Consider the following 23,102-nt stretch of genomic DNA (forward strand, 5'->3'; position numbering starts at 1 on the left):
ACATCGGTAACGCCAGTCACTGGCCGAGGCGCGGCAACCGACCGGCGGTTGTCCCATCTGGTCAGCGAATTGACGGGTTCGCGACCGGAGTCGAGCAGCAATTCGCTCGTCAGGTGGAACATCGCGCGGTCGAGTGGGCCGCAGCTTGCAGTGACTGATGTGGCCGATGTGGCCACCGTCAGTCCACCACCGCCCCCGCCAACAGCGCCCGGATCGCGTCCGGGATCGGAACGGGGCGTCGGGTGGTCCGGTCGACGTACACGTGCACCCAGTGACCCACGGCGGCAACGGGTGCGGCGTCGGCGCCGGGCGCGAAGACCGACAGCCGATAGGTGACGCTGCTCGTCCCCAGCCTGGTGACGGCCAGTCCCACCACGAGGGGGTCGGGGAAGGCCAGCTCGGCGAAGTACCGGCACCCCGACTCGGCGACCACGCCCAGCCACGGCGCGGTGACGGGGTCGACGTCGGCGCTGGTGTTGATCCACGCGTTGATCGCGGTGTCGAACAGCTCGTAGTAGACCGCGTTGTTGAGATGGCCGAACATGTCGTTGTCCGTCCACCGGGTGAGGACGGGCCAGCGCACCGGGAAGTCCCGGCTGGTCAGTGATCGTTCATCGACGGCCATTTCGCCAGTCTTTCAGGCAGGCTGGTGGCATGAAGATTCGCGGAGCCGTTCTCGAACGCATCGGAGCCCCCCGCCGCTACGCCGACTCCCAACCGCTGAGCGTCACCGACCTCGACCTGACGCCACCGGGTGACACCGAGCTGCTGGTGCGGATCGAGGCCGCGGGCCTGTGCCACTCGGATCTGTCGGTGGTCGACGGCAACCGCGTCCGCCCCGTGCCGATGCTGCTCGGCCACGAGGCGGCGGGCATCGTCGAGGAGGTCGGCGCCGCGGTGACCGACGTGCAGGCCGGGCAGCGGGTGGTCATGACCTTCCTGCCGCGCTGCGGCGAGTGCTCGGGCTGCGCCACGGACGGTCTGGCGCCGTGTGTACCTGGCAGCGCCGCCAACGGCGTCGGAACACTGCTCGGCGGCGAGACCCGCCTGAGCCGCGACGGCGAGCCGGTACTGCACCACCTCGGCGTTTCGGCGTTCGCGACGCACGCGGTGGTCGACCGGCGATCGGTGGTACCGGTGGCCGACGACGTCCCGCCCGTCGTCGCGTCGCTGCTCGGCTGCGCGGTGCTCACCGGCGGTGGCGCCGTGCTGAACGCCGGCCGCCCCGAGCCGGGGCAGACGGTCGCCGTCATCGGCGCGGGAGGAGTCGGGATGGCCGCCCTGCTCACCGCGCTCGCACACGACGACGTACGGGTCGTCGCCATCGACCGGCTCGAGGACAAGCTGGCCCGCGCCCGCGAACTCGGTGTGCACGCCGCCCGCACACCGGACGACGTCGGCGATCTGAAGGCCGAGGTCGTCATCGAGGCCGTCGGCCACGCGGCGGCGCTCGAGACCGCGATCGCGGTAACCGCACCCGGCGGCCGCACGGTCAGCGTCGGCCTGCCCCATCCCGATGCGCGAATCAGCCTGTCGCCGTTGGGTTTGGTGGCCGAGGGACGCTCGCTGATCGGCAGCTATTTGGGCTCGGCCGTGCCGGCTCGCGACATCCCGCGCTTCGTCGAGATGTGGCGCGAAGGCCGACTACCGGTCGAAGCGCTGGTGTCGTCGACCATCGGGCTCGATCAGATCAACGAGGGCATGGACGAACTGGCCGACGGCCACGCGGTGCGGCAGGTCATCGAGTTCTGATCAGCGGATGGTGCTGACTCCCCCGTCGACCGGGATCACCGCACCGGTGATGTAGGTGCTCGCTCGACTGGCCAGGAACACCGCGATGCCCGCCATGTCGTCGGGCGCGCCGATGCGGCCCAGCGGCAACGCGGAACCGACGGCCTCCGAGCCGGCGGCCAGCAACTCCTTCGTCATCCGGGATTGGAACAGCCCCGGCGCGATCGCGTTGACGAGGATCTTCGGCGCCAACTCCCCGGCGAGGTGACGGGTCAGCATGTGCACGGCGGCCTTGCTGGCGCTGTAGGAGAAGTTGTCGCGGCCGCGTTCGGGCGCCACGATCCCGTCGATGCTGCCGGTGTTGACGACGCGGGACGGATCGTCGTCCGTGGCCCCTGCGGTGAGCAGCGGCACCAGCGCCCGGGTCAGCAGGAACACGCCCTTGACGTTGACGTCGAAGATCTTGTCGAAGCCCGACTCCGGGAAGTCCTCGAACGACGCACCCCAGGCCGCGCCCGCGTTGTTGAACAGCGCGTGGATCGAGTCCTCGCGTTCGGTGAGCGCAGCCGTCAGCGCGTCCACCCCGGCGGCCGTGCCGAGGTCGGCGGGTATCGCCTCCACCCGACCCAGTGGCGCCAATTCGGCGGCAGTCGCGGCCAATTCGGCTTCCTTACGGCTCGACAGGTACACGCTGGCGCCGGCTTCGAGCAGGCCACGGGCGATCATCACGCCGATCCCGCGACCACCGCCGGTCACGACGGCGACCTTGCCGTCGAGCCGGAACAGGTCAGTCATTGGCGGCGGCCGTCGTCTTGACGTCGATCCCGAGCGGTTCTGCCGACCGGACCGCCTCGTCCTTGATCAGGCCGCGCAGCAGTGCGGTGCTGAACTCGACGGCGATCTCCTGCGCGCTGCGCCTGCCCTGTGGTCGCAACCATCGATACGAGCCCAGCGTCATCCCGATGTAGCCCAGGGCCAGGACGTGCGAATCGCACTCGAAGAACTCACCGCTGGCGATCCCGCGGTCGATGACGTCGCGCACGTGCTCGTAGACGGCGGTCTCGGAGCTGCGGATGTAGGCCACCTGCTCCTCGGTGAACCACTCCGTGATGTAGGGGCCCTCCTGGAAGTAGACGGCCGCCCGCTCGATGTCGCTGGCGATCCCGACGAGCAGCCGCCTGGTGAAGTGGTAGATCGTCTCGCGCGCGGTCGCCGTGGGGTCGTCGTGCAGGGCGGCGACCGTGAAGTCGGCAGCGCTCTTGTAGATGTCGTAGAGGATCAGCGACTTGCTGGCGTAGTAGTGGTAGACCGTCGCCTTGTTCAGACCTACCGCGTCGGCCACGTCGTCCATCCGCGTCCCGTGATAGCCGCGCGCAGCGAACAGCTTCGTCGCGACGGTCAGCAGTTCGTCGCGCCGGGTCGAGCCGGCGGGCGCAGATTCCCTCGCCGCCGAGCCGCTGGCGCGAGGAGCATTCGACGCCGATGCGCGGCGAGCATCGGGTTCAGTGGACATGGCGACTCACTATAGGCAGGCCGGGATGGTGCCCGGGTATCTATCAACTGGTTGGCCAGTTTATTCTCGTGCCCTGATCGGGTACCCCTGCCCGCAGCCGGAGAGATAGACTTCCGACGACCACGCAGCAGCTGGGAGGCACTCATGGATCCGAACCCGGATTACGACGCGAGCGACGAGATCGAGTACTTCTTCCAGTTCCTGCCCTGGGGCCTGCGCGGCGTGTACCCGCCCCCGGCCTACCCGCCGGTCTGATCCTCGGCAAACACTGTCACCTCGTCGCCGACGCTGATCGTCCCCGACGACAGCAGTCGGCACACCGAGCCCGTTCGACGGCTGAGCGCCGCCGCAGCCCCGCGGCCCATGTCGTCGTCGAGCAGTCGGCACGGCGCCGACACCCGTACCACCTCCAAAATGACCTCGCCGATCGTGATCCGCGTGCCCGGTTTCGTCGGGATCGAGCCAACGTCCACCGTGACGTTGCGCCGGGTGCCGCCGCTGTCGATCTCACGGCCCAGCTCGGTTGCGGCGAGGTCCAGCATCTCGCGCGACTGAATGGTGACGTGGCGGTGCCGCGTCCCGTGATAGCGGTCGCCGACCAGTCCGCGACCCTCCTCGGCCGCCACCGAATCGACCGCCCGCACGGGTAGCCGCCGCCCCTTCGCGGTGTGGATCGCCACGACCTTCACGGCTCGGACCCCGCCAGGTGCTCGCCGAAGAAGTCGGTGATCCGGCGCCAGGCGTCGTCACTCGCCGCCTCGGAGTAGCGGAAACTGGGCAGCATCTCGAAGATGCGCAGCCGCAGTGGGGCGTTGCGCCAGTCGTTCATGAAGGAGTGGCCCACCCCCGGGTACTCCTTGACGTCCCGCGGGACGCCTGCGTCCTCGAGCAGGGCGGACAGCTTGGCCGCTGCGCCCTTGAGCGTGGGGTCGTCGGCTCCGTAGCTGGCGACGACGGGGCACGCCCGGCGCAGCGAGTCGACGTCGGCGGGCCAGTTGCCGTAATTCGGCGCGGTCGCGTCGAACGATCCGCGCGGCGCGAGCACCAGGCACATACCGCCGCCGATGCAGAAGCCGACCGAGCCCATCCGGCCGGTGCACCTCGGGTCCGCCGCGATCAGGTCGCGGACGGCCTCGACGTCGTCGACCGCCGGACCGACGCCGGTCTTCAGCGAGCGCATCATGCTGACCACGCAGCGTATGGCGTTGCCGCGGTACAGGTTCGGCGCAGCGGCGAGGAACCCGGCGGCGGCCAGGCGGTCGGCGTGCCGACGGATGTCGTCGGTGAGGCCACCTACGTCGTGGATGACCACCACCCCGGGCCACGGCCCGGGTCCGTCCGGCACCGCGAGGTATCCCGGCAGACTCCCCGCGCGAGTCTCGAACGTGGTGTCCGTCATGGTCGGTCCTCGATGCGCACCCGTTCCATGATCCACGCCCGGCCCATCGACCCCAGGTCAGGCCGCTGCTGCCTTCACTGCCCGACCAACCTCTGCCCGCAACCGCGTGTACTCAGGCGACCGCCTGAGTTCGTCGGGGTCCACTCCCGTGCGCGGCAGGTCGACCGGCAAGTCCAACGCGACCTGTCCCGGTCGGCGCGTCAGCACGACGATGCGGGACCCGAGGAAGGCCGCCTCATCGGCGCTGTGGGTCACGAACACGGTCGTACGGCCCGTCTCGGCGCTCACCTGTCGCACGTCCTCCTGCAAGCGCTCACGGGTGAGCGCATCGAGGGCCGCGAACGGCTCGTCGAGCAGGAACAGCGGCGTCTCCGCGGCCAATGCGCGCGCGATGGCCACCCGCTGCTGCTGCCCGCCGCTGATCTCCCAGATCTTGCGTTGACCGACCCCGTCCAGCCCGACCCGCTGCAACAGCTCCTCGCGACGCTCGTCCCGCCGGTCCCGCGGCACCCTGGCGTACTTCAGCGCCAGATCCACGTTGCCTGCGACGGTGCGCCAAGGAAACAGTCGCGGCTGCTGGAACACCACGCCAGACGTGACTCCGGGCGTGGGCGATGCGCCGGACACCCTGACCTCACCGGCGGTTGGCTCCTCGAAACCGGCGATCAGCCGCAGCAGCGTGCTCTTGCCGCAGCCCGAGGCGCCGACGAGCACCAGGAAGGCGCCCGGCTCGACGTCGAGATCGACTGGACCCAGGGCGGTTACGTCGCCGTAGCGGTGGGCGACGTTCGCGATCCTCAGCCCACCCCTGACCGCGACGTCACTGCTTGAGGGCATCGGGCAGTCCCTTGGTGTAGATCGCGTCCTGGAACGTTTGCAGCGGCGCGGCCGACGGGATCTGCTTCTGCTCGGCCAGGAACTCCGACGCGCTCTGCAGGTTGGCAGCGAGATTGCCCGGCTTGCCTTCGGAGCCCAGCCATTCCGGCGAGGCGACCTCGGCGGGGGTCAGGTAGACGCCCTGCTTCAGCTGCCCTTCGAGCGCCTCCGGCGTCAGCCCGACCTCGGCGGCGATGGCCTTGGCCGCTGCGGCCGGGTCGTCTTTGATGACATCGAGTGCGCGTGCCTCCTGCTGTCGCCAGACGTCCACGACCTCGGGATGGGCGTCGGCGAACTCGGTGCGGACCGCGGCCAGGTCGAGGGTCGGCTTGCCGCCCTGGGCCAACTGGCGGCTGGTGATCAGATCCTTGCCGGTCTTGCGCAGGTCGTCGAGCGTCGGCAGCCAGGTGTACGCCGCATCGATGTCGCCACGATCCCATGCCGCGAGGATCGCCTGCGGCTGCAAGTCGACCAGCTGAACGTCGTTGGGAGACAGGCCGTTCTGCGAGAGCGCCGCGAGCAGGCTGTAGTGCGCCGTCGACGCGAACGGCGTGGCGATCCGCTTGCCGCGCAGCTCGGGGATGCTGTTCACCCCGGCCTCGTTGCGGACCACCAGGGCCTCGTTGTCGCCGGCCACGTCCAGGACGAACGCCACCTTGTAGGGAATGTTCAGCGGTGCAGACAGACCGCGTGCCACGGGGCTCGAGCCGAGTGCGCCGAAGTCGAGTTCCTTGGCGATGAACGCGGTGTTGACGTCGGCGCCCGAGTCGAACTTGATCCACTTGATGTTGTAGTCGGGCAGTGCCTCTTCGAGCCACTTGTTGTTCTTGACGATCAGGTCACCGCTCGGGAACGACTGGTAGCCAAGGCGGATGGTCTCCTTGTCTGGATCACTCTGTCCGCTCCCGCCTCCGCCGACCGCGCAACCCGCCAGCGCCATGGTGGCGACCGCCGCAGCGGCCAGTGCCCGTAGCAGCGATGAGCGCTTGCGCGAAGAGCCAACCGGTGTCATATCTTTCCTCTCCAAGGGACGGCGCGCCGTTCAGCAGCGCGAAGTAGACCGTCGATGATCAGACCCGAGAACCCGATGGCGAAGATGCCGACGAGCACGACCGGGGTGTTGTTGTAATTGCTTGCGTCCTTGACCAATCCGCCGACACCGGGGAGGCCGTTGAACAGTTCCGCGGCTACCACCGACGAGTAGGCCATGCCGACTGCGAGCCGGATGCCGGTGAACGTCTCGGGCAGCGCCGACGGGATCACCACGTCGCGAATCACTTCCGCTCGGCTGGCGCCCAGCGCCCTGGCGGCTTCCTGCAGGCCGACCGGCGCCGCGACGACGGCGGCCGTGGTCGCGACCGCGGCGGGCGGCAGCGCTGCCAGTGCCAGCAGCGTGACCTTGGGTGCCTCGTCGATGCCCAGCCAGATCACGAGCAGGAAGAAGTACGCCAGCGGCGGCAGCGCGCGGATGAACGTCAGCCACGGCTCGAGCACGCTGCGCACCCAGCTCACCGACCCCATCACCAGGCCGAGCAGCACGCCGAGCACGATGCCGATGATCACGCCCGCGGCCACGCGGCGCAGCGTCATGTACAGGTGCTCCCACAGCAGATAGCCGGCGTAGCCGCGGACGCCGTCGTGCGTCGTCGACACGTCGAGGAACGCGCGCCACACGGTGCTGGGGAACGGCACGAACGTCTGATTCCACACGCCGCTGGCGGCGACGAGTTGCCAGACGACGCCGAACACCAACACCGACAGCACGGGGAGGGCAGCGCGGGTGGCCCTGCCACGCCACTTGTTCTTGGGCGCGTTGCGCACCGGCGAGTCGACCTGCGACTCGTCGGGCGTGATGTCGACGAAGACGGACACGTGACCTGACTTTCCTGGTGTGAGCGGGCGGACGCGCTCAGCGACAGCAGGAGTCAGCAGGCGGTGTCACGCGCATTCGGTATTCATACCGATGCCCTGCAATCAGTCGAAGTACTGCGCTCGTGACGATTTTTAGTCCGCTGTAGTGGCGTTTCACGCGAGGGCTACCGGGTAGTTATCGACGGTGACACTTGCGCACCCCATCGCCACCGAGCCGACGCTGCCCAGCGCGCGCGGCCCGCTATCCGCCACCGTGATCGACCTCCTCGCCGAGCGTGCTCCGCACGGACACCTGCAGCGCATCGAGTCCTCCGTGGGTGACGCCGACCCGTACGGACTCGACCTGCAGCTAGCCCTCGCCGTCTGTTACGAGCTGCACTACAGCGGTTTCCGCGGTGTCGACTCCGGGTGGGAGTGGAACGCCGGCCTGCTGCACCTGCGCGGCCGGCTCGAAGACCTGTTCTTGGACGCTCTGCGCCGCGACGTCGGCCCGATCACCGCCGACGACACCGCCGAGGCCGAAATGACCCGGCTGTCCGTCGAACCCACCAGCGGCAACGGCCCCACGTGGCACTTCCTGAAGGACGGCACCTGGGAGCAGGTTCAGGAGTACTTCGTCCACCGCTCGATCTACCACCTCAAGGAGGGTGACCCGCACGCCTGGGCTATCCCCCGCCTGCGTGGCCGCGCGAAGGCCGCGTTCGTCGCGGTCGAGTTCGACGAGTTCGGTGGCGGACGCGCGTCGGAGATCCACCAAGAACTGTTCGCCGACCTGCTCGCCGCGTCCGGTCTGGACTCCTCGTACCTGGGTTACATGGACTACGCGGTGGGCGAGACGCTGGTCGCAGTGAACCTGATGTCGATGTTCGGGCTGCACCGCTCGTTGCGGGGCGCAGCGGTCGGGCACTTCGCGGCAACCGAGATCACCTCGCCGTCGGGGTCGCAGCGCATGGTGCGGGCGCTCAAGCGCCTGGGTGGGCCCGACGAGGCCATCAAGTTCTACGCAGAGCACGTGGAGGCCGACGCCGTGCACGAGCAGATCGTGCGCACCGACGTCGTCGGTGACCTGGTGATGCGTGAGCCGCGTGTCGAAGCTGACGTGATCTTCGGGATGCGGGCATTCGACTTCGTCGAGGACCGCCTGGCCGATCACATGGTCCGGTCGTGGACCCAGGGCACGACGTCGCTGCGTCGCCCGCTCGACGACTGACCCTGCGGGAGAACGCCGGCCGGACCTACGCCTCGGCCGGCGCCTGCACGGTCACGGTCGTCGACGACTCGTCGTCCTTCGCGCGCTGACGGCGCCGGTGGCTGGTGTCACAAAGCGGATAGATCTTGCTGCGCCGACAGGTGCAGATGGCGCACATGAACCGGTCGGATTCCACGACGGTGCCGTCGGGCATCTCGATGCGGACAGGGCCCTGCACCATTACCGGCCCGTTCGGGACGATGCGTACTACCCGGGCCTCGTCACTCACGGCCGGACGGCTTCGATCACGGCGAGCCGTTCGTAGCGACGGCCCGGCTCGAGCCGGCCCGTGCGCTCCAGCCACGGGGCGCGCGCGGTCATCACGGGGCCGAATGGGATGCGCTGATGGGTAACGACATTCGAGCGCAGGCCTGCTGCGCGGAGCGCTTCGACGGTCTGGTCGATGCCTGCGAACTCGGAGTGCACGACGAGCAGTCTTCCCCGTTCGGTCAGCAGGTTCGGTGCGTACGCGCAGAGCGGGTCCAGCACCAGGCGCCCGTCGATGCCGGCGTCGAACGCCAGCCGCGGGCCCGCGTTCTCCGGAAGGTTCTCTTCGCTTTCTTCGTCGAACGGCACGTAGGGCGGATTGCTCAACACGAGGTCGAACGGGCCGAACTCGGCGGCCCGGGCCCAATGCCCGAGGTGCACGTCGACCTCGACGCCCGCAGCCACGGCGTTCGCGCGCGCGGACCGGACGGCGAGGCTGCTCAGGTCGAAGGCGGCGACCGACGCCGCGCCCTGGGCTGCGGCGTTGATCGCGACGAAGCCGCTGCCCGTGCACAGGTCTACGACCCGCAAACCGGCAGGTGGAGCGTGGCGCTCCATCACGTCGACGATGAGTTGTGAATCTTCCTGAGGGCGATACACGCCTGGGGCGGTCATTTCGCTCGGCTCGAGGATGGCAGTTGTCACATCGGCTCCATTTCCCCACGGTGGTTCGCCGTGTGGCTACAGCGACATATCCACTGGTGCCCTCTTGAAATCGAAATAAACCTGCCTGGTGAAGGGCCTGATCGACATCCACACTCGCTATGCGGGGCTCAGCGGCGTACTGTTCGAGTAGTCCACTCTTGGACACCACGCGCCGTTTAGTTAGAAGCGGACGACAAGGCTGCACCGTGTGATTCGGTCGCGCCCCCGCTTCGTTGAGTCTCCTGCGAGCGTCGGCATCCCCGGATTCTTCGTGCAGACACGGCAAATCGCCGGGTCCGTCGTTACGGACTGGATACGCCGCACGCTGTCGCGGCCGCATCCGTAGGACGCCTGTTAGGGGGTCCGCCCGATGACTACTTCTGCTTACGTGAACCAGGTCGACGAGTGTGCCGGAGGTGCCTCGTGACCCTGCAAATGGACGCTTCCATGGACACTTCACTCCGGGCCGCCGAGGCCACACCGGACGACGGCATCGTGCAACTGACGCCGGTCGAGATCGCGCCGGTCGAGATCACGCCGCCGGAGACCCCCGCGACGGCATCACGCCGGAACAACGACGAATACGCCGACGTCATCGACATGTTCCGCGTCATGCGTATGTTCGACGAGGGCACACCGCAGCATCAGCGTCATCGCGACGCGATCATCGAACGCTGCCTGCCGCTGGCGGAGCACATCGCGCGCCACTATGACCGGCGCGGTGAGGACTTCGAGGACCTGCGTCAGATCGCCCGACTGGGTCTGGTCAATGCGGTCAACCGCTTCGACGCCGAAAAGGGCAGCGGTTTCCTGTCTTTCGCCGTCCCCACGATGATGGGCGAGGTGCGTAGGCACTTCCGCGATCACGGCTGGGCCATGCACGTGCCGCGCCGGCTCAAGGATCGCCACGTCCAGTTGACGCGTGCGATCTCCGAGCTGACGCAGACCAAGGGCCGTGCGCCGACTCCCAGTGAGTTGGCGGAGTACCTGGAGGTCGACCGCGCGGACGTCGTCGAGAGCCTGGTGGCGTCGGCGGCCTACCGCACGCAGTCGATCGACGCGCCGGTTCCCGGTGGCGACGGCGACTCGAGGATGCTGGCCGACACGGTGGGTACCGTCGACCCGGCGTTCTCCCGCATCACCGACCAGGAGTCGGTGCGGCCACTCATCGCCGGTCTACCCGACCGCGAGCGGACGATCCTGTATCTGCGCTTCTTCGAATCGATGACGCAGAGCCAGATCGCCGAGCGCATCGGGGTGTCGCAGATGCACGTGTCGCGGATCCTGGAGCGCACGCTGAAGGATCTGCGCGAGAAGCTGGGTTAACCAGCTACTGCGCCGCCCGCTTCGAGTTCGCGGGGTTTCGGCCACGAAGTCGGCAATTCGACTGCCCGCGCGCGGGCGGCGAGTGCCGACTTCGTCGCTGCGACGGCCGTGATCGCGGTGGCGGCTGCCACCCTCGCACCTGCTGCGGCCGACGCGGTCGTGATCGCGGCGGCAGAACACCACCGCTTCGCCTCGGCGAGCACGCGGTCCGTCGGTGCGACGCGGATGACCTCGCTGGCCGGGATGTATACGTAGTGCATGGTGTCGACGGTCAGCGCCGTCGCGCCCAGCACGCTCGTCTCGCGGTACACCTCGCCGCACTTGCGGCAACGGACCTCGTAGCGCACGGAATCGGGACCGTCCTCGGTGAAGCAGTAATCAGCGATGGCGACACAGCTGGGGCAGCGGGCCACGCCACGCTCGACCACGGGATTCATGCACTGATCCTGCGTCTACGCGCGCGTCGATACAGCAGGTCCGACCATGTCGATGCCGTCCCGGTACGAAACCGAGATCAGCGGCTCCGCGATGATGGCTGCCATGACCGAGGTGCACGGGCGGGTGTGGCGACAGGGCAGGCCGCAGGAGGACTTCTCCTTCGACCACGTATCCGACTATCTCGCCGACGACGGCACGCTGGTGTGGGTCGACGTCTACGACCCGGACCACGCGACGCTGACCGCGCTGGCCGACGAGCTGAAGCTCAACGTGTGGGCGGTCGAGGACGCGATGGCGCCCAACGAGCGCACGAAGGCCACCGTCTACCACTCGCACACGTTCTTCACCGTCTACGCGATCGAGACGGTCGCGCCCAGCGACGACTCCAGCTCGACGCTGCTCAAGTACCGCATCTCCGGCTTCGTCCTGCCCCGGGGGCTGATCACCGTGCGCCTGCCTGCGGAGACGGGCGGGCGCTGGGACACCGGCCAGGTGTCCAACCGGTTCGACGAGCTGGGCGGCCAGGAGCACGGCGTCGGCGCCCTGGTGCACGGTCTGCTCGACGTGGTCGTCGACGGTCACTTCGACGCGGTACAGGCCCTCGACGACGGCATCGAGGCGCTGGAGGACGAGCTGTTCGCCGAGGACGGCCCCAAGGGCGGCGGGCTGCAGCGCAGGACTTTCCGCTTCCGCAAGGACCTCGTCGAGCTGCGGCGCGTGGTGCTGCCCATGCGCGAGGTCGTCAGCGCGATCCAGCACCGCCGGCTCGACGCGAAGACGTCGCCGGAACTCGATCCGCTCTACGCCGACCTGTACGACCACGTCCTGCGGGCGTCGGAGTGGACGGAATCGCTGCGCGACATGGTCACGACGGTGTTCGAGACCAACCTGTCGCTGCAAGACGCCCGGCTCAACACCGTGATGAAGAAGTTGACGGGCTGGGCCGCGGTCATTGCCGTGCCGACGGCCGTCACCGGCTTCTACGGACAGAACGTGCAATATCCCGGCATCGAGACCGTGCACGGGTTCGTCGTCAGCTCGGCGATCATCGTGGTTCTGGTGGCGCTGCTCTACGTCACGTTCAAGCGACGCGACTGGCTGTGAGCGCCGTTCGCCTCGGATCGCACGCCGCTCACCGGGACTAAGCGGACCGCTCACCGACAGAGGGGTGCGCGCGTGCCCGGCGGGCAAATGCGAGACTCTTCGGATGCAGATCGGGATTCCGCGCGAGTCTCACGCGGGTGAGACGCGTGTCGCCGCCACGCCCCAGACCGTTGGGCAACTCCTCAAACTGGGCTACTCCGTCGTCGTCGAGTCCGGCGCCGGAGACGCCTCCAGCTTCTCCGATGCCGCCTACGTCGAGGCCGGCGCCAGTGTCGGGTCGCCCGAAGAGGCACTGTCCGCCGAGGTGGTACTCAAGGTCAACGCCCCCAACGACGCCGAGATCGCCGCGCTGAGGGACCACGCCACGCTGGTCAGCCTCATCTCGCCGGCACTCAAGCCCGAACTGGTCGAGAAGCTGTCCGCACGGCCCATCACGGTGCTGGCCATGGACGCCGTTCCGCGCATCTCGCGGGCGCAGTCACTCGACGTGCTGTCGTCGATGGCGAACATCGCCGGCTACCGCGCCGTCGTCGAGGCCGCGCACGCCTTCGGCCGGTTCTTCACCGGTCAGGTGACCGCGGCGGGCAAGGTCCCACCGGCCAAGGTGCTGGTGGTCGGGGCGGGCGTGGCCGGGCTCGCCGCGATCGGCGCGGCGGGCAGCATGGGCGCGATCGTGCGGGCCACCGACCCGCGGCCCGAGGTCGCCGACCAGGTCAAGTCACTCGGTGGTGAGTACCTGTACGTCGACAAGGAGGCCGCCGAGGTCTCGGCCACCGGCTACGCCAAGGAGATGGGCGAGGACTACAAGGCCCGCGAGGCCGCGCTCTACGCCGAGCAGGCGGGTGACGTCGACATCATCATCACCACCGCGCTGATCCCCGGCAGGCCCGCACCCCGCATCATCACCGCCGCCATGGTGGCCTCTATGAAGCCGGGCAGCGTGATCGTCGACATGGCCGCGGCCAACGGCGGCAACGTCGAGGGCACGGTCAAGGACCAGGCGATCGTCACCGACAACGGCGTGACGATCATCGGGTACACCGATCTCGCCGGGCGGCTGCCGGCAACCGCCTCGCAGCTCTACGGCACCAATCTGGTGAACCTGCTCAAACTGCTCACTCCGGAGAAGGACGGCAAGCTCACGCTGGACTTCGACGACGTCGTGCAGCGTTCGGTGACCGTCGTCCGCGACGGCGAGACCACCTGGCCACCGCCACCGGTCCAGGTCTCCGCGGCGCCTGCGGCTGCCGCCGCGGCCGCCCCGGTCGAGGCCCCCAAGGCCAAGGAGCCGATGACGGCCGGTCGCCGGTTGGGCATCACGTTCGCCGCGGCCGCGGTGCTGTTCGCGCTGATCGCGCTCTCCCCCGCCGCGCTGCAGGTGCACCTGACCGTCTTCGCCCTGGCGATCGTCATCGGGTACTACGTGATCGGCAAGGTGCACCACGCGCTGCACACGCCGCTGATGTCGGTGACGAATGCGATCTCCGGAATCATCGTCGTCGGCGCCCTGCTGCAGATCGGGCACGAAAACACCCCGATCACGGTGCTCGCGACCGTGGCGATCCTGCTGGCCAGCATCAACGTGTTCGGCGGCTTCGCGGTGACGCGTCGCATGCTCGGAATGTTCTCCCGCAGCTAGCCCTGCGCCCCTCCTCGACTCATCTGATCCGAATGGAAATGGATTCCATGCTCACGGTAGAGACTGCCGCCACCTCGGCCTACGTCGTCGCGGCCCTGCTGTTCATCCTCGCGCTGGCCGGGCTGTCCAAGCACGAGACGTCGAAGGCCGGCAACACCTTCGGCATGGCCGGCATGGCCGTGGCGCTGGTCGCGACCGTGGCGCTCGCGCTGAACCGCCACATCGAGCCGCTGGGGCTCGGGCTGCTGGTCGGGGCCATGGCGATCGGCGCCGCGATCGGCCTGTGGCGCGCCCGGGTCGTCGAGATGACCGGCATGCCCGAATTGATCGCGCTGCTGCACTCGTTCGTGGGTCTGGCCGCGGTGCTGGTGGGCTGGAACGGCTACCTGCACGTCGAAGCCGACCCCGGTGGCGCCGAGGCGGCGGTCCTCGCGAGTGAGGGCCTGTTGGGCATCCACTCGGCCGAGGTGTTCGTCGGCGTCTTCATCGGCGCGGTCACGTTCACCGGCTCGATCGTCGCCAACCTCAAGCTCTCGGCTCGGATCAAGTCCACGCCGTTGATGCTGCCTGGCAAGAACTTCCTCAACGTGGGCGCGCTGGTCGTCTTCGCCGCGCTCACGGTCTGGTTCGTCATCGACCCCAACCTGTGGCTGCTCGTCGCCGTCACCGTGCTGGCACTGCTGCTCGGCTGGCACCTGGTGGCCTCCATCGGCGGCGGCGACATGCCCGTCGTGGTGTCGATGCTCAACAGCTACTCCGGCTGGGCCGCGGCCGCGTCGGGCTTCCTGCTGTCCAACGACCTGCTGATCATCACCGGCGCGCTCGTCGGCTCCTCCGGTGCCTACCTGTCCTACATCATGTGCAAGGCCATGAACCGGTCGTTCATCTCCGTCATTGCAGGTGGCTTCGGAATCGAAGCCGGACCCGCCGACGACAAGGACTACGGCGAGCACCGCGAGATCACCGCCGAGGGCGCCGCCGAACTGCTCGGCTCTGCCAGTTCCGTCATCATCACGCCGGGCTACGGCATGGCCGTCGCGCAGGCGCAGTACGGCGTCGCCGACCTCACCCGCAAGCTGCGCGAGCGCGGCGTCGACGTGCGCTTCGGCATCCACCCCGTCGCGGGCCGCCTGCCCGGCCACATGAACGTGCTGCTCGCCGAGGCCAAGGTGCCCTACGACGTCGTCCTGGAGATGGACGAGATCAACGACGACTTCGACGGCACCTCGGTGGTGCTGGTCATCGGCGCCAACGACACCGTCAACCCCGCGGCGTCGGAGGATCCCAGCAGCCCGATCGCGGGCATGCCGGTGCTGACGGTGTGGAACGCCGACAACGTCATCGTGTTCAAGCGCTCGATGGCCTCGGGCTACGCAGGCGTGCAGAACCCGCTGTTCTTCCGGGACAACACGCAGATGCTCTTCGGCGACGCCAAGGACCGCGTGGACGCGATCAACGCCGCGCTGTAGTCCCATGGCCCGCGTCCCCGCGTGGTCGGTACCGCTGTTCTTCGTCGTGGGCGCGGTGTCGCAGTACGCAGGCGCGGCGGTGGGCGTGTTCCTGTTCGAGACCACCGACCCCGCGGCAGTGGCGTGGCTGCGGGCGGCTGCGGCCGCGGTGGCCCTGCTCGTCTGGCGACGGCCGTGGCGTACCCGCTGGACGCGGCGCACGGTCATCGCCGCGGGCGGATTCGGCATCGTGACGGTGGCCATGAACGTGGCCTTCTTCGAGGCGATCGCCCGCATCCCGCTCGGCACTGCCGTGGCCATCGAGTTCCTCGGCCCGGTCGCGGTCGCCGCACTCGGATCGCGCCGTGCCCGTGATCTGGTCGCCGTGGTGCTCGCCGCCGGCGGCGTGGCGGCGTGTGCGGGCGTGCAGGCGGGTGCCGACGCGCTCGGTGTCGGCTTCGCGCTGCTGGCCGCCGCGCTGTGGGCCGGCTACATCCTGCTCGGCAAGCGGGTCGCCGACGCGGGGGCGGGCCTCGACTCGCTGGCCGTGGGGATGACCATCGCGGCAGTGCTGCTCGCGGCGCCACTGCTGGTGGGTCAGCTGGTCCACGACGCGTCGGTGTTCGCCGATCCCCGCACCTGGCTGCTGGGGGCCGCGGTGGGCGTCCTTTCGACCGCGGTGCCGTACGGACTCGACCAGGTGGTGCTGACGCGGATCGGCCGGGCGCGGTTCGCGCTGCTGCTGGCACTGCTGCCCGCGACGGCCGCCATCGTCGGTGCCATCGCGCTGGCGCAGCGGCCGACCGTCGCCGAGGCGGTGGGCATCGCACTGGTGATGGCGGCTCTGGTGGTGGCGTCTCCGTAGGATGTGTCGATGGCACGTCCGCCGGAGTTCGATCGCTCGCAGGCGTTGGTCAGCGCCTTACACCTGTTCTGGGAGAAGGGCTATGACCGGACCACCGTCCGCGATCTGACCGAGGCGATGGGGATCTCGGCTCCCAGCCTCTACAACGCGTTCGGCGGCAAGCAGGAACTCTTCGACGAGGCCGTCGCCTCGTACACCGGGTCGCCCACGCGGGTAGTCCCGCCGGCACTCCGGGAACGCACGGCCCGGGCCGTCTTCGCCAAGATGCTCGAGATCGCGATCCGCGAGTACGCCAGTTCCACCCAACCGCGGGGGTGCTTCGTGATCTCCGATCCCGTGCTCGGCGACGAACGCCAGCTGGGGCGCGACGCGATCCGGCTACGACTCCAGCAGGCCTACGACGACGGGGATCTGCCCGAGGACTCCAGCGTGGATGCGCTGACCGACTTCGTCGACGTCGTCCTGCGTGGGTTGTCCTCGCTGGCTCGCGACGGTGCGGACCCCGACGCCATGCGGGCCGCGGCGGACGTGGCGCTCGGCGCATGGCCGCGGTCGCGACGGCGGACCGCGCGCAGCTGACTCTGGCTCGGCCGCTGCCGGGACGATATCTGGCCGGCGACAACTTCTTTCGCCTCGCACTATCCGGCACGGTGTGGTTTTATCTACCTTGCTACAAAATGCCGATGGCTCGAGTCCGGGCCGACCAGGAGGACGCTCGTGACCACGCCGCTCGAGGCAAAGGTCGCACTGGTCACCGGTGGATCCCGAGGAATCGGCGCGGCCATCGCCGCCCGGCTCGCCGCCGACGGCGCCACCGTCGCCTTCAGCTATGCCCGCGCGGCAGACGTCGCCGCTGACCTCGGGAAGACGTTGCAGGCGAGGGGATTACGGGCCCAGGCATTCCAGGCCGATCAAGCGGATCCAGCGTCCTGCACCCGGCTGGTGAACGAAGTCGTCACGACATTCGGCCCGCTCGACATCCTGGTGAACAGCGCCGGTGTCTACCAGACCGGGGCCATCGACGACCCGGAACGTGACGACGCCGTCTTCGCAGAACAGCTACAGACCAACGTCGTCGGCGTCGTCGCCACCACTCGCGCCGCGGTCCTGAACTTCAACGACGGCGGCCGCATCGTCTCCATCGGAACGACCGGCGCAGCGCAGGCGCCGTTCCCCGGGCTCGGCGACTACGTGGCCACGAAGGCGGCACTGGCCGCATACACCCGAGCGTGGTCGCGTGACCTCGGCCCCCGACGCATCACCGTGAACATCGTGGCGCCCGGCGCAGTGAACACCGACATGAATCCCGCCGACGGCCCGAACGGGGATTTCCAGAAGTCGCTGAACTCGCTCAACCGCTTCGCCGACCCCAGCGAGGTCGCAGCCCTCGTCGCATTCCTCACCGGGCCGGAGGCCGGGTTCATCACCGGCACGACGGTCAACATCGACGGCGGCCTGAGCGCATGAGCGGCGTGGTGGCCGTCTAACCAGCAGGGGCGTGGCGGCTATACAGTTCGGAGGAGACGCCCGGCCGATGGTTCTTCGCGCGGGCGCTCATCACCGTAGGAGATGCAACCATGCCGGTCGACCGCCTGCTCCCCTCCGACGAGGCCGCCGAGCTGATCGCGCTGACCCGCGACGTCGCCGACAAGGTGCTGGAGCCGATCGTCGACGAGCACGAACGCACCGAGACCTACCCCGACGGGGTGTTCGCGCAACTCGGCGCCGCGGGTCTGCTGAGCCTCCCGCAGCCCGAGGAGTGGGGCGGTGGGGGCCAGCCGTTCGAGGTGTACCTGCAGGTGCTCGAGGAGCTGGCCGCGCGGTGGGCAGCGGTCGCCGTCGCCGTCAGCGTGCACAGCCTGTCGTCGCACCCGCTGCTGACCTTCGGCACCGACGAACAGAAGCAGCGTTGGCTGCCAGGGATGCTGTCCGGCGACCAGATCGGCGCGTACAGCCTCTCCGAGCCGCAGGCCGGGTCCGACGCAGCGGCGTTGCGGTGCAGCGCGAGTGGCGACGACGACGGTTACGTGCTGAACGGGTCGAAGTCGTGGATCACCCACGGTGGCGTTGCGGACTTCTACACGCTGTTCGCGCGGACGGGTGAGGGCAGCAAGGGAATTTCGTGCTTCCTCGTGCCCGGTGACTTGGAGGGGCTGACGTTCGGCAAGCCCGAGGAGAAGATGGGCCTGGCCGCCGTGCCAACGACGTCGGCGTTCTACGACAACGCGCGCATCGACGCCGACCGCCGCATCGGCGCGGAGGGCCAGGGCCTACAGATAGCATTCAGCGCGCTGGACTCCGGACGGCTGGGCATCGCCGCCGTCGCGGTCGGCATCGCCCAGGCCGCGCTCGACGAGGCCACGCGCTACGCCAACGAGCGAACGACGTTCGGCCGCAAGATCATCGACCACCAGGGCCTCGGCTTCTTGCTCGCCGACATGTCGGCCGCGACGGTCAGTGCCCGCGCCACCTACCTCGACGCCGCCCGCCGGCGCGACCTCGGCTTGCCCTACGGCGCACAGGCCAGCGTCGCCAAGCTCATCGCCACCGACGCCGCGATGAAGGTCACCACCGATGCGGTGCAGGTATTCGGCGGCGCCGGCTACACCCGCGACTACCGCGTCGAACGCTTCATGCGCGAGGCCAAGATCACGCAGATCTTCGAGGGCACCAACCAGATTCAGCGCCTGGTGATCGCGCGCGGCCTGACGAACTGAGGGCCACTTTCGCCGGGTGGTTGCGGGCCGACGGCATGGCGGCGCTAGGCCGCCGCGGTACCGGGCGGTTCGGGTCCCCCCGGTTCGCGGGTGTCCCGGCCGGGCACTGATGGTTCGTCGTCCGGTCGGAAGAGCAGTTCGGGTCGGTGGTGGTAGTTGATGCGGGTTTGGCCGTGGTCGAGTCCGGGTGGTGGTTGCCATTCCACGTCGCCGCGGTCGGTGATGGTGGTGGTGTAGCCGCCCTCGTCTACGAGGCGGTTGTCCGCTCCGCAGGCCAGCGCCATCTCGTCGACGTTGGTGTTGCCGCCGCGAGCCCAGTCGGTGACGGCGTGGTGGACCTGGCAGCCGTAGGCGCCCACGGTGCAGCCGGGTTTGGTGCAGCCCCCGTCGCGGGCGATCAGCATGATCCGCTGCGCCGGGGAGGCCACCCGCCGGGCTCGGAACAGGTCCAGCGCCGACCCGGTCGCTCGATCGAACACCGCCAGATAGTGGTGGGCGTGCGCAGCCATCCGGATGACGTCGCTGATCGGCACGACGGTGCCGCCGCCGGTGACGCCGACCCCGGCGCGCGACTCCAGATCCTGCAGGGTGGTGCGGATGATGACCGACACCGGCAATCCATTGAGCTGACCCAGATCCCCACCCATCAGAGCGATCCGACCGATGACGAGCAGGGCGTCGTGTTGGCGTTGGGCCAGGGTGCGGTGGTCGGCGTCGATCTGCGCTTGGGTCGGGGTACCACTGGTGCAGGGTTCGGGGTCGTCGGGATTGCACATCCCGGGTGCGGCGTACTTGGCGAACAACACCTCCCACACCGCCCACGCCTCCGGGGTCAACACCGCCGTCAGCGGCGTCATCGAGTCGCGGCCCTGGGTGCCCTTGGACACCCCGCGCTTGCGGGCGCGTTCGGTGTCGTCGGGTTCGGGGCCGTCCTGATCGAGCAGGAACAGACGCCGCTCGGCGGTGGCCTTGAGTTCCTTGGGCCCGACCCCGACCGCCACACCGACCAGATCGACTTCGAACTGTGCGCGGGTCAGCGCGTCGATGAACCCCGGCAGCCGAGACACCGCGTCGCGCAACACGTTCACGTGCTCGGCGTTGATGGCTCCGGCAGCCTGGGCGGCCGCCGTCGCCGGCAGTAGCGGCTCCAGGGGCTCACCGGTCAGGGCTCGGCGCGGGCCCAGCTCGGCGGCCTCGGCCAGCCGGCGGCCGGCCTCCCCAGGGGACACCCGCCACCGGATGCGCAGCACCTCGTTCCACGACTTGGCGCCCATCGCCTTGGCGGTGGTCTCAGCCTGCAACCAGGCCAGCAGCCGCTGCCGCTGGCTGGGCAGCTGAGACGTCAACGTCTCCAACTCGTCGAGCACCGACACCAACTCGGTGTGGGTCAAGGTGTTGATCGGCAGCGCGGCCAACGCGTCGTAGGCGACGCGCAACTGCGCGACCGCCGCCCGAATCGCCTCCGCCTGCATGCTTCGAACATACATTCGGCCACCGACAAGAATCGTCATCCCTGGTCGCGAATACGAAGTGACGCAGAACGTTTGGCGATCACGCCCCGCCGAGTGTCGGGTCGCGCCACGCTCCGACGCGAAAACCGTGGCGGTAACCGACATTCGGCGGATCAGCGCCAGGCGCGTGCGGGTATGCCCGGCATCCGGTGCCTGCCGCCGAGCGATCGGCGCGCCGGGGCGACGCGGCCACACTCGCGCAACCCGAAGCGGCCGTGCCAGCGCGCCATCCCCTCGGGCGCCCACCAATTGCGCGGGCCCATCAGGTGCATGAACGCCGGCACCAGCAGCATGCGCACCAGCGTCGCGTCCATCAGCACGGCGAGCGTCAACCCGAGCCCGAACATCCGCATGATCGACACCTCGGACGCCATCAATGCCGCGAACGAGATCGCCATCAGAAGTGCGGCGGCCGTGACGATTCGGCCGGTGCGCGACAGACCGAGCGCGATCGCCTCGTCGTTGTCGGCCTTGGTCTGCCGACCGCCCTTGAGCCAATATTCGCGGATGCGCGAGATGAGGAACACCTCGTAGTCCATCGACAGCCCGAAGGCGACGCAGAACAGCAGCACCGGCACGTGCGCGACCAGTGACCCCGTCGCCGTCGTGCCGAGCGCGCCCAGCGCTCCGTCCTGGAAGATCCACACCAGTGCGCCGAACGTCGCGGTCAACGACAGCACGTTGAGCACCACGGCCTTGATCGGCAGGAGCAGGCTGCCCGTCAGCATGAACAGCAGGACGAACGTGATCGCGCCGATCACCAACAGCACCAACGGAAGTCGCGCGCTGATCGCCTCGGCGTTGTCGTGGGTCACCTGTGCAATGCCGCCGACGAGGAACGGCTCGTCGTTCGGCCCGACCACCGAGTGGATCCAGTCCAGCGGGCTGGGCTTCTCGTCGGTGACGGTCGGGGCGCTGCTGGTGACGGTCAAATACGCACTGCCGTCGACGATTCCGGTCGGGGCGGACGGCGGGCCGCGCAGCGCGCCGCCCGAGAAGGTCCCCGTGGGCGCCGACACCGACGTCACGTGCCGGGTCGCGGACAGGTCGCGCGCGAAGCGCGACAGCTCACCCGCATCCACGTCCGAGGCATCGGGCACCACGATGGTCATCGCCGTCGCAGGGTTGTAGCCGAAGTCGTCGCGCAGCTGGTCGCCGACCTGTCGCGCCGAGGCCGACGTCGGCAGCATCCGTTCGTCGGGGAAGCCCCACTTCACGTGGAGGAACGGCGCACCAAGTGTCAGCAGCAGCACGGTCACGCCGATGCCGACGGCCAACGCGCGGCGGGTCGCGAACCGCGCGGTGCGATACCAGAACGTGCCCTCGAGCGTCGGCGCCGGGCCCGGCCGCCGGAACGTGCGCCGGGCCATCGGCCGCAGGTCGAGGGCGTCGATGCGGTCGCCGAGCAACACGATGGCGGCGGGCGCGATCACCAACGCGGCCAACGCCGTCAACGCCACGACCGTGAGCCCGGCGAAGGCGAACGACTTCAGGAAGTACATCGGGAACAGCACCAGCGCCACCATCGACAGCCCGACGGTCGTCGCCGAGAACAACACCGTCCGGCCCGCGGTGGCCATCGTCTGACACAGCGCCGTCTCGACGTCCGAACCGGCGGCCCGCTCCTCGCGGAAGCGGCTGGTGATCAGCAGGGTGTAGTCGACGGCCAGTGCGAGACCCATGGCGATGGTCAGATTCAGCGCGAACGTCGACACCTCGGTGACGTGGGTGAGCAGACGCAGCAGCGCGGTCGACCCGACGATCGCCCAGATGCCCACCAGCAGCGGGATCGACGCGGCGAGCAGTCCGCCGAAGACGCCGACGAGCACCAGGAACGTGAACGGGATCGCGAGCGCCTCCATCATCAGCAGGTCGCGTTCGGACTGCTGATTGATCTCCACGTACGCCATCGCTGGCCCGCCCGCGGTCACGGTCACGTCGCCGCGGGTGCCCGCGAACCGGTCGGCGAGTTCCTCGGCGTGCCGTTGCGCCTCGCTGCCGCCGCCCGCGATGCCCACCACCACGAGGCCTGTGCGGCCGTCGCCGCTGATGAGCGCGTCGGCGCCTGCGGGTGGCACCGTCCACGGCGACTGGACGTCGGCGACGAACGGGTAGCCCGCCACGCGGTCGACGATGTCGTGGCCGACGGCGCGAGCCGACGTACCGCGGGCGCCGCCGTGGGCGTCTGGAGCGTCGACGGCGAACACCAGCTGCAGGTCGCCCTGCCCGAACTTGCCTGCCATCAGGTCGGCGACCCGAGAGGACTCGGCGCCGGGATCCCGGAAGCCGGCGGCCGACAGCGACTTCGTGACGTGAATCCCGTAGATGCCTGCGCCGACGGCCAGGAGTGCGGCGACGACGAGGATGAAACGGGGTGCCCTGAATGCGAGGCGAGCGAGGAACTGCAGCTCAATGAACCTTCCGTGCTGACGAAGGTCCAGCGTGCGTGATCATTTTCAAGACCACACGAGTTATCGACCAGTTCGTCGAATCGATCCTCGC

The 23,102-nt window shown here is 69.0% G+C and carries 24 protein-coding genes; 11 read left to right on the forward strand and 13 right to left on the reverse strand.

Translation table 11 applies throughout. From position 1 onward, the window contains the following. Positions 1 to 178: 178 nt before the first annotated feature. Complete coding sequence (locus tag G6N61_RS17925) at positions 179 to 625, reverse strand: acyl-CoA thioesterase (protein ID WP_163919733.1); 447 nt, start codon at positions 623 to 625, stop codon at positions 179 to 181. 29 nt (positions 626 to 654) lie between these two features. Here G6N61_RS17925 and G6N61_RS17930 point away from each other — a divergent pair, with 29 nt between their 5' ends. Then, complete coding sequence (locus G6N61_RS17930) at positions 655 to 1,752, forward strand: alcohol dehydrogenase catalytic domain-containing protein (protein ID WP_163919734.1); 1,098 nt, start codon at positions 655 to 657, stop codon at positions 1,750 to 1,752. On the opposite strand, the gene G6N61_RS17935 is transcribed toward G6N61_RS17930, so the two are convergent. Together G6N61_RS17935 and G6N61_RS17940 are read right to left on the reverse strand one after the other, a co-directional pair. Further along, positions 1,753 to 2,526, reverse strand: a complete 774-nt coding sequence (locus G6N61_RS17935; protein ID WP_163919735.1) for an SDR family oxidoreductase — start codon at positions 2,524 to 2,526, stop codon at positions 1,753 to 1,755. Beyond that, positions 2,519 to 3,244 (reverse strand): TetR/AcrR family transcriptional regulator, encoded by a 726-nt coding sequence (locus G6N61_RS17940; RefSeq protein WP_235887169.1) that lies wholly within the window; start codon positions 3,242 to 3,244, stop codon positions 2,519 to 2,521. The genes G6N61_RS17935 and G6N61_RS17940 overlap by 8 nt, the downstream gene beginning before the upstream one ends. Before the next feature lie 144 nt (positions 3,245 to 3,388). Between G6N61_RS17940 and G6N61_RS17945 the strand changes: the two genes are divergently transcribed. Continuing rightward, complete coding sequence (locus G6N61_RS17945; protein ID WP_099045876.1) at positions 3,389 to 3,499, forward strand: hypothetical protein; 111 nt, start codon at positions 3,389 to 3,391, stop codon at positions 3,497 to 3,499. Here G6N61_RS17945 and G6N61_RS17950 read toward each other — a convergent pair. Genes G6N61_RS17950 through G6N61_RS17970 form a run of 5 tightly spaced genes read right to left on the reverse strand, consistent with a single transcriptional unit; the run spans position 3,484 to position 7,391 of the window. Further along, complete coding sequence (locus tag G6N61_RS17950; RefSeq protein ID WP_163919736.1) at positions 3,484 to 3,933, reverse strand: MOSC domain-containing protein; 450 nt, start codon at positions 3,931 to 3,933, stop codon at positions 3,484 to 3,486. The two genes, G6N61_RS17945 and G6N61_RS17950, sit on opposite strands and share 16 nt — an antisense overlap. After that, complete coding sequence (locus tag G6N61_RS17955) at positions 3,930 to 4,643, reverse strand: dienelactone hydrolase family protein (protein ID WP_163919737.1); 714 nt, start codon at positions 4,641 to 4,643, stop codon at positions 3,930 to 3,932. Before G6N61_RS17955 ends, G6N61_RS17950 begins: the two co-directional genes overlap by 4 nt. A 57-nt stretch (positions 4,644 to 4,700) precedes the next feature. Beyond that, positions 4,701 to 5,480 (reverse strand): ABC transporter ATP-binding protein, encoded by a 780-nt coding sequence (locus tag G6N61_RS17960; protein WP_163919738.1) that lies wholly within the window; start codon positions 5,478 to 5,480, stop codon positions 4,701 to 4,703. Next, entirely contained in the window at positions 5,464 to 6,531 is a 1,068-nt protein-coding gene (locus G6N61_RS17965; protein WP_163919739.1) for a taurine ABC transporter substrate-binding protein, read from the reverse strand. Before G6N61_RS17965 ends, G6N61_RS17960 begins: the two co-directional genes overlap by 17 nt. After that, positions 6,528 to 7,391, reverse strand: coding sequence for an ABC transporter permease (locus G6N61_RS17970; RefSeq protein WP_163919740.1), 864 nt, complete (start codon positions 7,389 to 7,391; stop codon positions 6,528 to 6,530). The genes G6N61_RS17965 and G6N61_RS17970 overlap by 4 nt, the downstream gene beginning before the upstream one ends. Before the next feature lie 184 nt (positions 7,392 to 7,575). On the opposite strand from G6N61_RS17970, the gene G6N61_RS17975 reads away from it, so the two are divergent. Then, complete coding sequence (locus G6N61_RS17975) at positions 7,576 to 8,601, forward strand: iron-containing redox enzyme family protein (protein ID WP_163919741.1); 1,026 nt, start codon at positions 7,576 to 7,578, stop codon at positions 8,599 to 8,601. Between the two features lie 25 nt (positions 8,602 to 8,626). Here G6N61_RS17975 and G6N61_RS17980 read toward each other — a convergent pair whose 3' ends face one another. After that, a complete protein-coding gene (locus tag G6N61_RS17980) occupies positions 8,627 to 8,869 on the reverse strand; it encodes a CDGSH iron-sulfur domain-containing protein (protein ID WP_235887170.1) in 243 nt (80 codons plus the stop codon). After that, positions 8,866 to 9,552, reverse strand: a complete 687-nt coding sequence (locus tag G6N61_RS17985; protein ID WP_235887171.1) for a HemK2/MTQ2 family protein methyltransferase — start codon at positions 9,550 to 9,552, stop codon at positions 8,866 to 8,868. The genes G6N61_RS17980 and G6N61_RS17985 overlap by 4 nt, the downstream gene beginning before the upstream one ends. Before the next feature lie 531 nt (positions 9,553 to 10,083). Between G6N61_RS17985 and G6N61_RS17990 the strand changes: the two genes are divergently transcribed. Beyond that, the gene (locus G6N61_RS17990; protein WP_407666492.1) at positions 10,084 to 10,878 is read left to right on the forward strand and encodes a SigB/SigF/SigG family RNA polymerase sigma factor; all 795 of its coding nucleotides are present in this window, start codon (positions 10,084 to 10,086) and stop codon (positions 10,876 to 10,878) included. On the opposite strand, the gene G6N61_RS17995 is transcribed toward G6N61_RS17990, so the two are convergent. Beyond that, complete coding sequence (locus G6N61_RS17995; protein WP_163919744.1) at positions 10,875 to 11,315, reverse strand: hypothetical protein; 441 nt, start codon at positions 11,313 to 11,315, stop codon at positions 10,875 to 10,877. The two genes, G6N61_RS17990 and G6N61_RS17995, sit on opposite strands and share 4 nt — an antisense overlap. A gap of 103 nt (positions 11,316 to 11,418) precedes the next feature. Here G6N61_RS17995 and G6N61_RS18000 point away from each other — a divergent pair, with 103 nt between their 5' ends. The 7 genes from G6N61_RS18000 (at position 11,419) to G6N61_RS18030 (ending at position 19,089) form a co-directional block, all read left to right on the forward strand. Next, entirely contained in the window at positions 11,419 to 12,420 is a 1,002-nt protein-coding gene (locus G6N61_RS18000; RefSeq protein WP_163924914.1) for a magnesium transporter CorA family protein, read from the forward strand. Between the two features lie 103 nt (positions 12,421 to 12,523). After that, on the forward strand, positions 12,524 to 14,059 hold the full coding sequence (locus tag G6N61_RS18005; protein ID WP_163919745.1) for a Re/Si-specific NAD(P)(+) transhydrogenase subunit alpha: 1,536 nt from the start codon (positions 12,524 to 12,526) through the stop codon (positions 14,057 to 14,059). 47 nt (positions 14,060 to 14,106) lie between these two features. Then, on the forward strand, positions 14,107 to 15,528 hold the full coding sequence (pntB, locus tag G6N61_RS18010; RefSeq protein WP_163919746.1) for a Re/Si-specific NAD(P)(+) transhydrogenase subunit beta: 1,422 nt from the start codon (positions 14,107 to 14,109) through the stop codon (positions 15,526 to 15,528). A gap of 4 nt (positions 15,529 to 15,532) precedes the next feature. Beyond that, the gene (locus G6N61_RS18015; protein ID WP_163919747.1) at positions 15,533 to 16,372 is read left to right on the forward strand and encodes an EamA family transporter; all 840 of its coding nucleotides are present in this window, start codon (positions 15,533 to 15,535) and stop codon (positions 16,370 to 16,372) included. Positions 16,373 to 16,381: 9 nt separating this feature from the next. Continuing rightward, complete coding sequence (locus G6N61_RS18020; RefSeq protein ID WP_163919748.1) at positions 16,382 to 16,951, forward strand: TetR/AcrR family transcriptional regulator; 570 nt, start codon at positions 16,382 to 16,384, stop codon at positions 16,949 to 16,951. Between the two features lie 138 nt (positions 16,952 to 17,089). Continuing rightward, positions 17,090 to 17,839 carry an SDR family NAD(P)-dependent oxidoreductase gene (locus tag G6N61_RS18025; protein ID WP_163919749.1) on the forward strand — a complete coding sequence of 250 codons (750 nt, stop codon included), beginning with the start codon at positions 17,090 to 17,092 and terminating at the stop codon, positions 17,837 to 17,839. 110 nt (positions 17,840 to 17,949) lie between these two features. After that, entirely contained in the window at positions 17,950 to 19,089 is a 1,140-nt protein-coding gene (locus G6N61_RS18030; RefSeq protein ID WP_163919750.1) for an acyl-CoA dehydrogenase family protein, read from the forward strand. A 44-nt stretch (positions 19,090 to 19,133) separates the two neighbouring features. On the opposite strand, the gene G6N61_RS18035 is transcribed toward G6N61_RS18030, so the two are convergent. Further along, a complete protein-coding gene (locus tag G6N61_RS18035; RefSeq protein WP_163919751.1) occupies positions 19,134 to 20,576 on the reverse strand; it encodes an HNH endonuclease signature motif containing protein in 1,443 nt (480 codons plus the stop codon). A gap of 137 nt (positions 20,577 to 20,713) precedes the next feature. Continuing rightward, positions 20,714 to 23,014 (reverse strand): MMPL family transporter, encoded by a 2,301-nt coding sequence (locus G6N61_RS18040; RefSeq protein ID WP_407666493.1) that lies wholly within the window; start codon positions 23,012 to 23,014, stop codon positions 20,714 to 20,716. Between the last annotated feature and the right edge of the window lie 88 nt (positions 23,015 to 23,102).

It is taken from the genome of Mycolicibacterium arabiense, assembly GCF_010731815.2.
Lineage (GTDB): Bacteria > Actinomycetota > Actinomycetes > Mycobacteriales > Mycobacteriaceae > Mycobacterium > Mycobacterium arabiense.